The organism is Microcoleus sp. Pol8_D6 (assembly GCF_036700965.1).
Lineage (GTDB): Bacteria > Cyanobacteriota > Cyanobacteriia > Cyanobacteriales > Microcoleaceae > Microcoleus.
The window spans coordinates 3,371-17,524 of record NZ_JAUBPW010000099.1 but is presented as its reverse complement, the minus strand read 5'-3'; the positions used below and the strand labels follow the sequence as shown (position 1 = coordinate 17,524).

The following is a 14,154-nucleotide window of genomic DNA, read 5'->3' as shown; positions in this document are numbered from 1 at the left end:
ATAACTGGAGTTCCGGTTTCTGTACTTGTGACTGGGGAAACTGAGAGGTTGACTGTGGGGAAGTCGTTGTCGGTAATGTCAACGTTACCTGTTGTCGTACTTCCGAGTGTAACACCGCTAGAAGGAGTCGAGATTGTGAAAGTACCTGTTTCACTTCCTTCTACAAGTGCATCATCAATAACATTGACGGTAAAGGAACCTGTGGTTTGACCGTCGGGAATGGTAATGATATCCGGAATTGTCCCTGTAAAATCAGCAGCAGTGGCCGTTCCAGACAAAGCCACATTTACAGTTTGAGCGCCAACAACTGCACTTGATGCTGTGGCGGTGACGGTGATAACTGGAGTTCCGGTTTCTGTACTTGTGACTGGGGAAACTGAGAGGTTGACTGTGGGGAAGTCGTTGTCGGTAATTGTTAGTGTCCCCGTCGTATTGGCGGCAACTGGATCGACAAAGTAGTTAAAATTGTTGGGATCGGCAGTGACGTTAACTTGGACTGTTTCCCCTGGGTTGACAATAGCATCATCTATGGGGACGGCATTGAGGACAGCGGTAGTTACACCAGCGGCAATGGTGAAAGTATTAGCAGTAACTGCCGTGATATTCGTACCCGCAGTTAAGGAGTAGTGACCAGGAGTAGCGGCGGTACTGCCAGTGGTGTTGAAGTTGACGACTATGCCGCCAGCGGGGGCGGCAGTATCAAGGGTGATATTAAATGTGCCAGTGGTGGGGCCGGTTTCGGTGGGAGTAGTGCCTGCGGCGATGCTGACTGTAGGGGTGTAGTTCAGCAGGATGGAGGCGGTGTTGCTGCCGGTGTTCGCCACAGCTAAGTCAGGTTTGCCGTCGCCGTTGATGTCGCCGATGCTGACGGATCTGGGGGTAAGGCCAGTAGGGAAGTCAATTTTGGTGGCGAAGGTGGGGGTGGCGGCTCCTGTGGCGGTGGTGTTGAGCAGGATGGAGGCGCTGTTGCTGTTGACGTTCCCCACAGCTAAGTCAGGTTTGCCGTCGCCGTTGATGTCGCCGATGCTGACGGAGAAGGGCTGAGTGCCAGTAGTGAACTGTACTTGGTTGGCAAAGGTGGGGGTAGTGGCTCCGGTGGGGGTGGTGTTGAGCAGGATGGAGGCGGTGTTGCTGCTTCTGTTCGCCACAGCTAAGTCTGGTTTCCCGTCCAAGTTGAAGTCGCCGATGCTGACGAATCTGGGGTTAATGCCAGTAGGGAAGGTGACTTGGGTGGCGAAGGTGGGGGTGGCGGCTCCGGTGGGGGTGGTGTTGAGCAGGATGGAGGCGTTGTTGCCGCTGTAGTTCGCTATAGCTAAGTCAGGTTTGCCGTCGCCGTTGATGTCGCCGATGCTGACGGAGTAGGGGCGATTGCCAGTAGGTAAGTCAACACGGGTGGCAAAGGTGGGGGTAGTGGCTCCGGTGGCGGTGGTGTTGAGCAGGATGGAGACAGTGTTGACGCCGGGCAAGGTGTTCGTCACAGCTAAGTCAGGTTTCCCGTCCAAGTTGAAGTCGCCGATGCTGACGGAGAAGGGGCGATTGCCAGTAGGTAAGTCAACACGGGTGGCAAAGGTGGGGGTGGTGGCTCCTGTGGCGGTGGTGTTGAGCAGGATGGAGGCAGCGTTGGTGATGAAGTTCACCACAGCTAAGTCAGGTTTCCCGTCCAAGTTGAAGTCGCCGATGCTGACTGATACGGGCTGAGTGCCAGTTGTGAAGTCTACTTTGGTGGCGAAAGTGGGGGTGGTGGCGTTGGTGGCGGCGGTGTTGAGCAGGATGGAGGCGGTGTCGTTGCTGAAGTTCGCCACAGCTAAGTCAGGTTTCCCGTCCAAGTTGAAGTCGCCGATGCTGACGGAGAAGGGGGTAGTGCCAGTTGTGAAGGTGACTTGGGGGGACAAGCCTAGTACGCCACTGTAAGTCTTGAGGGTGGTTTCGGTGAGGGCTAGTTGGGGCGCTTCAGAAGATGGGGGGATGAGTTGGAGGATGTCCCAGGTGCCACCGAGTTTGCAGTTACCTGTAGGTTGGGAGTTGGCGCTGATGTTTGCGCCTGTGAGTTGGTGCAGTTGAGTCAGGAATTGGTGTCCTCTGTCTCCGGCTGCTACGCTGCATCCATATAAGATGATGTTGGCGTTGTCAGTGAAGGCGTTTCGCCACTGTTGCAATTGGTGGCTGTAGTTTTGGATATTGCTGCTGTTGAGTTCTGTTGTGCCTAGGTAAAGGTTGCCAGAATCTCCGTGGGTGATGATGTGGAGAGTTTCGATGCCTCTATGCTGAGCTAGGATTGCGGTGATTTGCTCTACGGCATCGGGCTGGCTTTTGAGAATGTAGGTTGCGGTGTCGGGTTTGATGCCGGAGATTAGGTGCTGGCTGTCTGGTATTGTGGGGTCAAGGATGACTATTTCTGTGGGCTTGTTGCTGGTGCAACCAACCAAACTTCCGATATTGTTATTTAGGGAACGGTTAATTTGAGGTAGAGTTTTCACAGTTTTTTGCTTTTAATAATGTAGTTCGTGGTTTTTGAGTCGATCGGGAAATGACCCCGATTTGATTCTGGTTTGTGATGTTTCTACCTGGTGGTGGATGACACTCGCCGATCGTGATGAGTAATATCGAAAAGGTAAGAAGAACACTTCTAACCGGGACAAGGGCTAGAAACCTTTGTTTGGTATGGCTTACGCATTAATATTTGGTCTGAATCCCGTTAACCTGTGTATTAATTTATTCCCTAAGAATATTTATAGTTTCCTGCTTCCTAGTTGCGCTAGCCAAATTGCGAAAGATTAGTTTCGCAAAATGTCCGAAGGCTTTTTCCCAAAATGCTGCTGGAAATATTTTGTAAAGCGACTAGGATTGTAAAAGCCATATTCAAACGCAATTTCCGTAATCGTTTTGTTGCTCTCGATTAACTCCATACGAGTGGCTTCAAGTCGAGCAGTTCGCAAAAATTGACTGGGAGAGACACCGTAATAACGAGCGAATGCTGTTTGCAAAGAACGACTGCTACAGTTCATGGCGGAAGCAATTTGTGCAATTGTCAGGTCTTGTTTCATATTTGCTCGGATGTATTCGGCAGCCTGTCGCACGCGGGCGATCGAAATTTCGGATACTTTAATAATCGATGGTTCTAAAGTGTTGTAAGATGAACCTTGGACTAAGGTAGAAAAAATAGCGATTTCTAAATTTTCAATTACCAGTGGATGTCCGTTAGTGTCAATCAAATTCGACAGCATTATGACCATTTGATATAGCGATTGACCGTAAAGAGTAGTGCGATCGATAACTTGTACCAGGTTAGGACGTTCAATGGATTTGTCAAGATACTTGCTCAGTTCAGTTGAAAATCGAGCTTCATCTATATAAATTGATATTGCGCTGTATTTGGCTGAGTGCTGAAGATGGATTAGTTCGCCTCCCGGCTGACTTATCACAAAATGTCGATCGTTCACGAGGAATTCGTTAGACCCAACTTTCAATAAATGATCGCTGTCAAAAAATGTGAAACCTATTTTTCCAACAAAAGTATATCCTGCGGTATATGTACTCCCAGCTTCCCAAACAACACTCACGAACTCGAAGTTTTTTAACTTAGCAAGCCGCAATTGAATTTTGTAATCTTTGGAAGAGAAAATATGTTTAGTAATACCCGATACTTGCTTAATATATATCTCTGGATCGTTGATTTCAATATTTAAATCCCAGACCATTATTAAATCCCCATATTTTACACCCACAATAAATTATATCAATCATGTGTAAATATTTATACCTCTGCTGGGGTGTTTTACAGGAATTATCTCAGTAGATGTGGGGGCGGATTTATGATATTGTGAATTTGAGGCAATTATTGTTGGTGAAGGAAACCTCTACATTCAAGAGGTACATTTTGATTTATAGTTGGGTGGGGGCGGGTTTATGAGATTGTGGGTGTTAGGCAGTTATTGTCTGTAAAACCCGCCCCTACGAAAATTAAAATTTTACAGATTTTATGAATAACGACACAATTGTCAATACAGTCGAAGAACACGAGATTTTTGGCGATCGCGATTTTCCATCTTGGTTAACCCAACAACAAATCAGCCTCGCTTGCACTACCTATCAAACCAGCAGGTTAATGTTAATTGGTGCTGTGCCAGAAACCAACAGAATCTCGGCATTTTGGCGAATATTCGATCGCGCAATGGGGCTTTACTGCACGCCGGAACGCCTTTATTTAAGTTCAAAATATCAAATCTGGCAATTAGATAATGTCTTAGAATCCGGGAAATTATACCAAGGATACGATAAATTATATATACCAAGAATCGGCTATACTACAGGTGATATCGACATTCACGATATCGCAGTCGATAAAAATAATCAAATCATTTTTATTAGCACTTTGTTTAATTGTATCGCTACTTTGAGCGATCGCCACAGTTGCAAACCTCTCTGGAAACCCAGTTTTATATCACAATATATAAATGAAGACCGCTGTCACCTCAACGGTTTAGCAATGGTGGCTGGGGAGGCGAAATATGTCACAGCGTCGAGTCAGTCGGATGTGGTGGATGGCTGGCGCGATCGCAGAAAAAATGGCGGTATAGTTATTGATATTCAATCTAATGATATCATCGTCACAGGATTGTCAATGCCGCACTCACCTCGCTGGTATCAAGACAAATTGTGGCTGCTGAATTCGGGGCGGGGAGAATTGGGTTATGTGGATTTAGACACAGGGAAATTTGAGGCGATTGCGTTTTGTCCGGGATATGTCCGAGGACTGGCATTTTGGCAAAATTGGGCAATTGTTGGACTCTCGAAACCGAGGGGAGGTGACAACACTTTTAGCGGTTTAGAATTGGATGAGTTGTTGGTAGCAAAGGATGCTGAGCCTCGCTGTGGTATGATGGCGATCGATTTGACTACCGGGGCGATCGTTCACTGGTTGCGGTTTGAAGGGATTGTCACAGAACTCTATGATGTGCAAGTGATTCCGACAGTGCAAAAGCCTATGGCTGTAGGTTTTCAGACTGAAGAAATTGCTCAGTTAATTACTTTGGAACTTTAACCGCAGATGGTGGCGGATGTACGCGGATGAACGCAGATAAATGTTTACAGGATTTACCCACGGGGTGTGAGAGAAAGTATTTAAGCGATTTGGTATTACTCAACTATCGCCCCATCTAAGCTTGTTTTTCTTAAGTCTGTTCTCGCTAAATTTGCACCTCTTAAGTCAGCACCTGTTAAACAAGTATTGCTTAAATCTGCATAACTCAGATCGGCAGCTCTGAGATTAGCATCAGATAAATTTGCTCCTGATAAGTTCGCCCTCACCAGTTGCGATCCACTCAAAGTGCTGCCACTCAAATTTGCGGATTGCATTTGTGCTGCCATTAAGTTTGCTTTGCTTAAATTAGTGCCGCTGAGGTTAGCCCAATTCAATTTAGCATAACTCAAATCAATGTTTTCAAAGCAAAGTTCGCTCAATTGCGCGCATCGCAAGTTAGCATTAATAAAAAACCTGTCTCCAATCCCATAGCGGCGCAGCAATTCGTCAACTTCCAGCCGAATTAAAACCGGTTCGCAAGTATTTTGGTAGCACCACGATGTCTCTAGCAAACGGGCGGCTGCTTCAATTGCTACCTTGTCGCATTTAGAGAGCACCAAACTATTGCACCCATCCCACTCACCGTTGAGCATGAATGCCATCTCAGAAGCTGCTGCACTTGAGTCGCATAACAAAACGGTTTCTGGTTTGGATTGCAGCCAGTTCATTAAACCGATCGAGCTGTTGTTTTTCACTGTAGATTCAGGATTTGTGCGTCTTTCTTAATTATAGGTAAAAATATTGAAAACAGTATGGACAAATTCGCTGCGGCTTCAGAGAATGAATTAATTGTGTTTGGTGCAGCCAGACCAGGATACCGCGATGCAGAACTTGCTCGGTGGATTGAATTTATGCAGGGGCATAATATTAAGCAAGTTTGCTGCTTGCTCGCTCAGACGCAACTCATCCGCTACACTGACTTACTGGGAACATATAGGAACATCTTTGGGTGCGATCAAGTTTGCTGGGCGCCGATCGCAGACTTTGAATTGGTCGATCGCGATATTTTAATCGCTCGCATATTGCCGTTCTTGGAATCAGCAAATAACAAAGGCGAACGGGTGGTAGTTCACTGTTCTGGGGGGATCGGACGTACAGGACAGGTTTTGGCTGCTTGGTTGGTCAGCGCGCGGGGATTGTCTAACAAACAGGCGATCGCAGCAGTAAAAAAAACTGGCAGAAATCCCTATGAAGCAGCAATCGTAGCTTGTTTGAAAGGTCGAAACCCCTGGCTAGTCGTTGAAGAACTTAATGCTCTCTTAGAGGATTGTCGCCTTGCTGCGAGGAATGATATATAGCACTATAGCAACTATATATATGTGCTAATTGCGTAAGTGTTAAAAGATTTAAAAGACTCGGCTTCCTACGATCGAACTCAGGCATTGAATAAATGGGTGTTTTGGCTGTCACCGTTAGCCAATCCGCTGGCGTTTTTGCGAATTTTATAGAATAAATAACGCACTTACAGCAGCGCAATATCTTTGAAGCAACGGCGCGTTAACTCGATTCTTGCAGGTGCGTCATTTGGGTTGCGGATGTCAATGTTTGTAGCAAAAAAATAAGCTTTTTTATTCTTCTCTAAATAACCTACATACCAGCCAATTTGAGGCTTTGTTTGTTCTCCAAAATTTGCCCATCCTGTTTTTGCCCTAATTGTGTAATCGGGAGTTTGTTCAACAATTATGATGTCTTTCACCAGAGACAGCGATCGCTCCGAGAAGGGTAAGTCATTTTTGTAGAGACGGCGGAGAAATTGAATTTGCTCGTTGGGTGTGATTCGCAGTTCTCCCTCTAACCAGAATTTGTCAATATCGTCTTTGTTACCGATTTTTTGATTGCCATAACCGACTTTAGCTACCCATTTTTGCATTTGCTCGTGTCCGACTCGGCGGGCGAGAACTTGGTAAAACCAAACGGCGGAAAGTTTCATGGCTTCTCGCATATTCAAGTCTCGATTCCAGGCTGGAATTTGCCTTTGAATTCCATCCCAAGTTAGCACGGCAAGCTCATCTGAAATTACCCCGGTTTCTAAGGAAATCAGAGAGTTGAGAATCTTAAATGTAGATGCGGGTAAAAAGGCTGTGGCGTTACGCTGCGGGTTGTGTTGATAAAGCCGATCGCTATTTAAATCGTAAATTGCGATCGAGCCTTCCACTCCTAGTTCTTGAAAGTGCCGTCTAAAATTCATTGTCTCCGCAACATCTCCTCCGCGAGGTAAAGATTCTTGCACTGGAGGTGGCACGGTTAAGGCTGATTTCGGTGGCTGAACTAAAATAAAAGTGATGCAGCCTAATACAATTAAAATAACAGTGATCGCACGATATATTCGGTTCATAAACTTCGATAATTTAGCCAAATCACAGGCAGTAATGTCACAGGGGCGATCGACTTGTAAGGTGCGTCTGACTTACGCTGTGTAAGAAACAATAAAGGTTTGCCCCTGACGCACCCTACTATATATAGCTGTCAATTGCGTAATTTCTCACCTACAAAACTGCCATAATAGTTAATGCGACCAAACAGCTTAACTGAATTATTAAGCTGAACAACCTAAACTTTGGATCGAGGCCGGCGATGTGAATCGCTGAATGTACCAGCCGAAATAGGATGTACACAACAATCAGCAAATCTACTGCTGTTCCTGAGACACCCCTAACTGTTAGAAGAAAAACAACTCCCAAATACAAAGGCAGGTTTTCTATCAAGTTGGATTGTACTCGAAATAGTCGCCACAGCAAACTGTCATCGTTTTGTGTGCCGAAATCTTTGGGAGATCCGCCGGCAGATAGATGCCGAATCCTGACTGCTAGCAAGAGGATAACGACTGCGATCGTCCACAGGATGAAAATTGCTAAACCCCAGAGGGAGACGGTCATATTTGTGTGTTCAATTTGCATCATCTTTCTACCTTGCGAAACTGCTGCTAAGACTTTATAAAAGTTATATCAAATCCTGTAGCATCATCAGGCGTCAAATCCAGCCAACAGCGAAGCCGAATGGTCAACAATCACCGACGGTGCAACCGGACTCGATTGGATTCATCTGCGTTAATCTGTGTTTATCTGCCATCATCTGCGGTTAAAAAAAGAGAATGTATTAACCGCCCCGGACAATGGATTGATGCTGATTCACGCAGAGGTTGAGAAAAGAGATATGAATAATTCGGATATTCTGGCTGTTTTCGGAAATCGATAGCTCGCCCAGCAAGCTCAAAGCAGCATCTAACCGACAAGCTGACCCTAACTAGAGTGCGATCGCATCTCCTGAGAGTCATTTCTCACCTCTAGCAACTGAGCCTTTACAGATGGTTTTCGGCATGAAGATCGCACCATTGTATCGAGCAGATGTTCGATCGCACCCGGTAGATTCTGGCAAAAACCAGTGTGTACCCGCGATGTCTGAACGATCGTGCTACGGGGTGCTACGAGCCAGTGAAAGCGCTCTCTGTGGGGAAGTTGACCGATCGCGCCAGATTCCTTGCCGCCTGCACAAATGATGGGAATGACTGCTAGGTGATTGCGAATCATTTCCAAATCCAACGTTGAGTCGATCGCCATCAAGCGCTGTTCATCTATTTCGATACGGGCTTCGAGGAATTTTTTCGTACCGCAGGAAACGATCGCCCCTACGTTGATAAACTCCTCGCGCTCAACTTTGGGAACGACACGGATAATGGCGTAATCATAAAGAAATCGATCGGGCACTAATCGCTTCCTCCAAAAAAATATGTGGTGATTCTAGCCGATTTAGCAGGTACTCTATATAAGCATTCCGATGTTGGTTGCTATCGCTGAAAGGAGAATCTCCCACCAGCCAAGTATCAGGAATTAGTTTAACAATGTTGCGAATGATGTCCGGGGTTAGCGTTTGACTCATCTTTGAATTTGCCGCTTCCAGCGTACTGGCAAAACGCAGTAGAACGTGGTCTTTGATTGGCGGAAAACGATCGCGGCTGCGCGAGAGATAATCTTTCCAGGTGTGGTGGAAGTAGAGGGCCGCACCGTGATCGATCAGCCAAAGCCGGCGGTGCCATACCAGCATATTTGCATTGCGCGGCGTGCGATCGATGTTGGTTACAAAAGCATCGAACCAGACGATTTCTGAGGCCAAATCCGCCTCAGACTTACCCGCTATCGGGTCAAATGTGATCGAGCCAGGAAGATAGTCGAGGGCGAGGTTGAGGCCAGCACTTGCTCGGATCAAATCTTGAATTTCCGGGTCAGGCTCAGTGCGAGCCAGTTCGGGATCGAGTTCAACAAAGACGAGTTCGGGGATTGGGAGTCCGGAGGCGCGAGCAATCTCTCCCGCCACTAGCTCGGCGATCAGAGATTTGGCTCCCTGGCCCGCACCGCGAAATTTGAGCACATACATACCATCATCATCTGCTTCGACGATCGCTGGTAGCGAGCCGCCCTCGCGCAAGGGAGTGACATACCTGGTAGCAATGACTGTTCGCAAGCTGATACTCATGCTATTTTGGATTTTCGATTTGAGATTTTCGATGGGAAATCACTGATTTTATGAGGGTTTTGATCACGGGCTTACAGACAGTTGGATTCTTTCTTTTAACTGGGATTGATGTTAAGTAGTCTGTTTACTAAACTGATGACTAAAAGGACACAACAATGTTGTGTCCCTACGGAATTTTGCCAAATCTTGCTTTGAGACAGCCATTAGTCATCAGTTATTAATCAACTAATAACTCATGACTAACCACTAATCAGTTGTACTAACGTGGTCGATTCTCTCTAATTGCCAGAGAATTTGGTTGCCTTCGCGCCGCACCCGCGAAACTACCCAATTCCGCCAAACCCAGTTGTCTCCACGACTGGTGACAGCGCTGGCATTGACATCCATCAAATCAGCCAGTTCAGAACTGGTAATCAAGTAGCCTTTCGTCGCAACCTCGTCGGCGATGTGCAACGTTTCGATCAGATTGCGGAGGTCTTGAACCCTCACCTCGCGGGGCAAGTTCTCCAGGGTATCGGCAGTTGAATCCATCATGGTAGAGTTGGAGATCGGAAGGTCAGAAGTTATGACATAGGATTCTATCGTTTTGTTACCAGTTGCGTCCGTTTCTTCCGAAACAATTGTGTTGTCAAAGTGTAGGGGCGATGCCCCCGTGCCCGCCCCGGCCTCGTCTCCCGTTGGTTTGCGCTGTTGCAGTTCGGGAGTGATATTGTGCGAGAAGCTGCGGGCGATTTCATCGCATCTGTCGTTGTAGAAGTCGCCGGAGTGGCCGCGCACGTGTTCCCACTTGATTTGTCGGGAATTGAGCTTGTCTAGCAGATGCCAGAGGTCTTGGTTGACAACATCTTTGCCCGTTGAGGTTTTCCAGCCTTTATTTTTCCAGCCTTGAATCCATTTAGTGATGCCGTTTTTAACGTATTCGCTGTCGGTGTAAACGGTGACTGGTTCGGTTTGACCGGAATTGGCAAAAAATTCCAGCGCAGCGACTGCCGCCTGCATTTCCATGCGGTTGTTAGTGGTTTGGGGGTCTGCACCTCCGAGTTCGTGACACTTGCCGTCGGCGAAACAAACTACTGCACCCCAGCCACCAGGGCCTGGGTTGCCGGAACAAGCGCCGTCTGTGTAGAGGCTTTTGATTTTGGGAGTTGTCATGAGCGAATTAATTTGTCATTTAGAGGTAAGTTGTTTGCAAGTGCGATAATTAAGGCAATTGAGATAGTTTTACTTGCTGCTATGAAAAATGCCAACTTAAAGATTAAAAAGGTCGGGCTATTTATTTTTCCCTTTTCTTTGTTAATTTTTAATACTTTCGCCCAAGCACAGCCCCTAGTGCCTGCTGCAGACGGTACGGGTACTGTTGTCACCCCCAGCGGCAACCGTTATGATATCAATGGCGGCAGTTTGTCGGGAGACGGCGCGAATCTTTTTCACAGTTTTGGACAGTTTGGCTTGAATGAAGGTCAAATTGCTAATTTTCTGACTAATTCGGCTATTCAAAATATATTAGCTCGAATTGCTGGCGGGGACGCTTCGCTAATTAACGGTTTAATTACTGTCACGGGCGGCAATTCTAATCTGTTTCTAATTAATCCTGCGGGGATTGTGTTTGGCCCGAACGCGAGTTTGAATGTGCCGGCGGCTTTTACTGCAACTACTGCTACTGGTGTTGGTTTTGGTTCAAATTGGTTTAATGCTGCGGGTACAAATAATTTTAGTGCCTTGGTTGGTACCCCAAATGCTTTTTATTTTGGTGCGGGTGTACCGGGAAGTATTGTTAATGCTGGCAATTTAGCGGTGAGTCCGGGGCAAAATTTGGCTTTGCTTGGCGGTACGGTTGTTAGTACCGGGCAGTTGTCGGCTGCGGGCGGGCAAATTACTGTTGCTGCTGTTGGGGGAGATCAGATTCTCCGCATTAGTCAACCAGGGCATTTGTTGAGTTTGGAAATAGCAACGGGCGGAAATTTTGGTAATTCTCAACAGACTTTGAATCCTGTTGCTTTGCCGCAGTTGCTGACAGGTACTGGGCAAAATCAGGCGGCGGGTGTTGCGGTTGCGGATGACGGTTCTGTGCGGCTTGTGGGTTCTGGTTTGCAGGTGAATTCTGGGGATGTGGCGATTGCTGCTAATGTGTCTGGGCTGCCGCAGTTGAATGCGGGAAGTGCGAATTTATGGGCTGCGGAAAATCTCACGTTAGCAGGCGCTAGGCTGCAAACTTCCGGGGATTTGAGTTTGCTGGGTGGGGATGCGGTGCGGGTCAGGGACAGCGCCCAGAATCCTTTTTTGGCGCAGGCTGGGGGGAATTTATACATTCAGGGATCTCGCACTATTGATATTCTGACTCAAAATGCGATCGGCGGTTTATCTCTTCCCCCGCAATTCCAAAGCGGCGGCAATTTGACTTTGGTTAGCAACGGCGTTATTTCGGGTGATTCTCACTTTGTTTCTGGTGGCAATTTTTCGATTCGCAATTTGTCGGGAATGCCGGGAAACTTTGTCAGTTTATTTGACCCGATTATCAGTGCCGAAGGAGATGTTTTCTTTGGAGATTATACCGGAGTTTCGCTAAAAGTCGAGGCGAAGGGGAGCATTGTTGCCGAGGATATTACAATTACCGGTCCAGATATTGCATTGGGTAGGGAAAATGTGAATCCAGACGATCCAGATATTGCTATTTTAACCAGCAGTCCGGCCTTAATTCTGCGGGCGGGAGTGGCAAATCTACTAAATCCTCCTACTAACAGTTTAGATGAAGATTCTATATTTACAAGTCCCCTTTTATCGAGCAATTTGATTTCAGTTGAAAATATTTCAGCAGGGGGGCCTGTAATTTTGTCAGCGCCGGGAAGTATCGCAACTAGAGATATTAATGGCGGTCAAATTCGTCTCGAAAGCAGGGAAGCAGGAGTGATTGTTGGCGGCAGATTAACGTCTAGTTCGACAATTGATATTCAAGCTAATGACAATATTATCTTGACAAGTGACATTTCTCGTGCTGATATCAACGGCAGTATTAGTCTGAATACTGTTCGGGGTAATATCGTCACAGGGTCGATCGATACTGGGACTTCCGGGGCGATCGCACTCAGAGCTTTTGGCAATGTGAATTTCGGGACTTTGCAGGGATCTAATGTTGAGATTACCAGTAACTCCGGGGCATTGGGAGTTTTGACTGATGCCAATACCCTTGTGCCTAATACTACATCTATCAATATCACAGCAACTGAGAATATCAATTTGACAGCTTTTAGGGACTTAACTGTAGGCAATCTCACCGCTGCGACTGTCAATGCTAGCAGCAGCAATGGGAGTGTTAATACGGGTGCGATCGCTACTTCTGGAGATGTCAGAATTCTAGCGGCACAGGAAATCAACACAGGAGCAATAACTGTTAATCCTGTCGCCACCAATCCAGTTATTCCCATCATTCCTACAGTTAATCTGGATGCACAAACTAATATGAATGTTGCCTCAATTAACGCTGGGACTGGCACTATTAATTTGAGAGCCTCCAGGGATTTAAATGCAGGCAATTTGCAAGGTGGAGCCGTTGAAGTCAATAGCGATCAGGGAAATATTGCCCTCGGTAATACTACATCTCTTGGCAATATTAATATAATAGGTTCGGGAAATGTAAATTCTGGGGATTTGGTGGGAGCAAGAGTTAATATAAATAGCAATTCGGGAAGTGTTAATATTGAAACAGCTACAGCAACAGAAAATACTGTCAATTTAACAGGGCTGCTAAATGTAAATTCCGGGGATTTGCGGGGAGTTGGAGTTAATGTAAACAGCAATGCGGGAAGTATTAATATTGGCAATACCGACGCTACAACAGGAAATGTCAATTTAACAAGTTCTGGTAATGTAAATTCAGGAGAGTTGCGGGGAGTTGGAGTTAATGTAACTAGCAATACGGGAAGTATTAATATTGACAATACCAACGCCACAACAGGAAATGTCAATTTAATAGCGCCGCTGGATGTAACTTCACGAGACTTGCAGGGAGTTGCAGTTGATGTCACTAGCAGCAGGGGAACAGTCAGCACTGGTAATATAAGTGCTTCCGAAAGAGTCGGAATTTTAGCCGGAAACGAAATCGCAATTGGGCGAATAAATGTTAATCCTGTTGTTAGTGCCGATCCCACTTCTACAGTAAATCTTAACGCTCAAAATGATATCCGTGTTGCATCGATCAATGCTGCGGGCGGTAATGTTGAGATCACAACTCCGGGTTTAGTTCGAGTGACGGGTACTTTTGACCAAAACGGCACTCCTGTTAGCGTCTCGACTCTTGGTGGCACTCAACCGGGTACAGTTACGATCCGCCACGGCGGCGGCGATGTCAATCCGCCGATACCTTTTGCGGTGGGAGATGCGACGACTAACGGTACTGCTGGGGCGATCGCCAGCAATGCTTTAGGTACGATTACTCAAGGGCGATCTTTCATCAATTCTTACACTCAAGGCAATAGTGCGATCGTCACTACCAATCAACCAACCATCAACGATCCTCCGATAACTCCTCCAATAACTCCTCCAATAACTCCTCCAATAACTCCTCCAATAACTCCTCCAATAACTCCTCCAATAACTCCTCCAATAAC

General features: G+C 46.5%; 11 protein-coding genes. 3 read left to right on the top strand and 8 right to left on the bottom strand.

Annotation, left to right across the window (positions count from 1 at the left end; translation table 11 throughout):
- Positions 1–2,477 (bottom strand): FG-GAP-like repeat-containing protein (locus QUA10_RS26840; RefSeq protein ID WP_333086430.1); only part of this gene is annotated, 2,477 nt, incomplete at its 3' end.
- A gap of 297 nt (positions 2,478–2,774) precedes the next feature.
- Positions 2,775–3,698: an AraC family transcriptional regulator gene (locus QUA10_RS26835; protein WP_333084861.1), complete on the bottom strand. Its 924-nt coding sequence runs from the start codon at positions 3,696–3,698 to the stop codon at positions 2,775–2,777.
- 281 nt (positions 3,699–3,979) lie between these two features.
- On the opposite strand from QUA10_RS26835, the gene QUA10_RS26830 reads away from it, so the two are divergent.
- Positions 3,980–5,041: a TIGR03032 family protein gene (locus tag QUA10_RS26830; RefSeq protein WP_333084860.1), complete on the top strand. Its 1,062-nt coding sequence runs from the start codon at positions 3,980–3,982 to the stop codon at positions 5,039–5,041.
- A gap of 95 nt (positions 5,042–5,136) precedes the next feature.
- Here the strand turns inward: QUA10_RS26830 and QUA10_RS26825 are convergent, their stop codons facing one another.
- Positions 5,137–5,775 carry a pentapeptide repeat-containing protein gene (locus QUA10_RS26825; RefSeq protein ID WP_333084859.1) on the bottom strand — a complete coding sequence of 213 codons (639 nt, stop codon included), beginning with the start codon at positions 5,773–5,775 and terminating at the stop codon, positions 5,137–5,139.
- 57 nt (positions 5,776–5,832) lie between these two features.
- Between QUA10_RS26825 and QUA10_RS26820 the strand changes: the two genes are divergently transcribed.
- Positions 5,833–6,378: a dual specificity protein phosphatase family protein gene (locus QUA10_RS26820; protein WP_333084858.1), complete on the top strand. Its 546-nt coding sequence runs from the start codon at positions 5,833–5,835 to the stop codon at positions 6,376–6,378.
- A gap of 164 nt (positions 6,379–6,542) precedes the next feature.
- Here QUA10_RS26820 and blaOXA read toward each other — a convergent pair whose 3' ends face one another.
- The 5 genes from blaOXA to rnhA all read right to left on the bottom strand — a co-directional run bounded on the left by blaOXA (position 6,543) and on the right by rnhA (position 10,702).
- Positions 6,543–7,415, bottom strand: a complete 873-nt coding sequence (blaOXA, locus tag QUA10_RS26815) for a class D beta-lactamase (protein ID WP_333084857.1) — start codon at positions 7,413–7,415, stop codon at positions 6,543–6,545.
- 151 nt (positions 7,416–7,566) lie between these two features.
- Positions 7,567–7,980: an MAPEG family protein gene (locus tag QUA10_RS26810; protein ID WP_333084856.1), complete on the bottom strand. Its 414-nt coding sequence runs from the start codon at positions 7,978–7,980 to the stop codon at positions 7,567–7,569.
- A 339-nt stretch (positions 7,981–8,319) separates the two neighbouring features.
- A complete protein-coding gene (locus QUA10_RS26805; protein ID WP_333084855.1) occupies positions 8,320–8,784 on the bottom strand; it encodes a DUF3037 domain-containing protein in 465 nt (154 codons plus the stop codon).
- Entirely contained in the window at positions 8,762–9,550 is a 789-nt protein-coding gene (locus QUA10_RS26800) for a HipA family kinase (protein WP_333084854.1), read from the bottom strand. The genes QUA10_RS26805 and QUA10_RS26800 overlap by 23 nt, the downstream gene beginning before the upstream one ends.
- 246 nt (positions 9,551–9,796) lie before the next feature.
- Entirely contained in the window at positions 9,797–10,702 is a 906-nt protein-coding gene (gene rnhA, locus QUA10_RS26795; protein WP_333084853.1) for a ribonuclease HI, read from the bottom strand.
- An 81-nt stretch (positions 10,703–10,783) separates the two neighbouring features.
- Here rnhA and QUA10_RS26790 point away from each other — a divergent pair.
- Positions 10,784–14,154, top strand: a 3,371-nt coding sequence (locus tag QUA10_RS26790; RefSeq protein WP_333086429.1) for a two-partner secretion domain-containing protein, incomplete at its 3' end; no start/stop codon positions are given.

Excerpts from the sequence above, each read along its gene's own strand:
- rnhA (WP_333084853.1), bottom strand. The coding sequence starts at position 10,702 with ATGACAACTCCCAAAATCAAAAGCCTCTACACAGACGGCGCTTGTTCC.
- QUA10_RS26830 (WP_333084860.1), top strand. The coding sequence starts at position 3,980 with ATGAATAACGACACAATTGTCAATACAGTCGAAGAACACGAGATTTTT.
- blaOXA (WP_333084857.1), bottom strand. The coding sequence starts at position 7,415 with ATGAACCGAATATATCGTGCGATCACTGTTATTTTAATTGTATTAGGC.
- QUA10_RS26810 (WP_333084856.1), bottom strand. The coding sequence starts at position 7,980 with ATGATGCAAATTGAACACACAAATATGACCGTCTCCCTCTGGGGTTTA.
- QUA10_RS26820 (WP_333084858.1), top strand. The coding sequence starts at position 5,833 with ATGGACAAATTCGCTGCGGCTTCAGAGAATGAATTAATTGTGTTTGGT.
- QUA10_RS26800 (WP_333084854.1), bottom strand. The coding sequence starts at position 9,550 with ATGAGTATCAGCTTGCGAACAGTCATTGCTACCAGGTATGTCACTCCC.
- QUA10_RS26835 (WP_333084861.1), bottom strand. The coding sequence starts at position 3,698 with ATGGTCTGGGATTTAAATATTGAAATCAACGATCCAGAGATATATATT.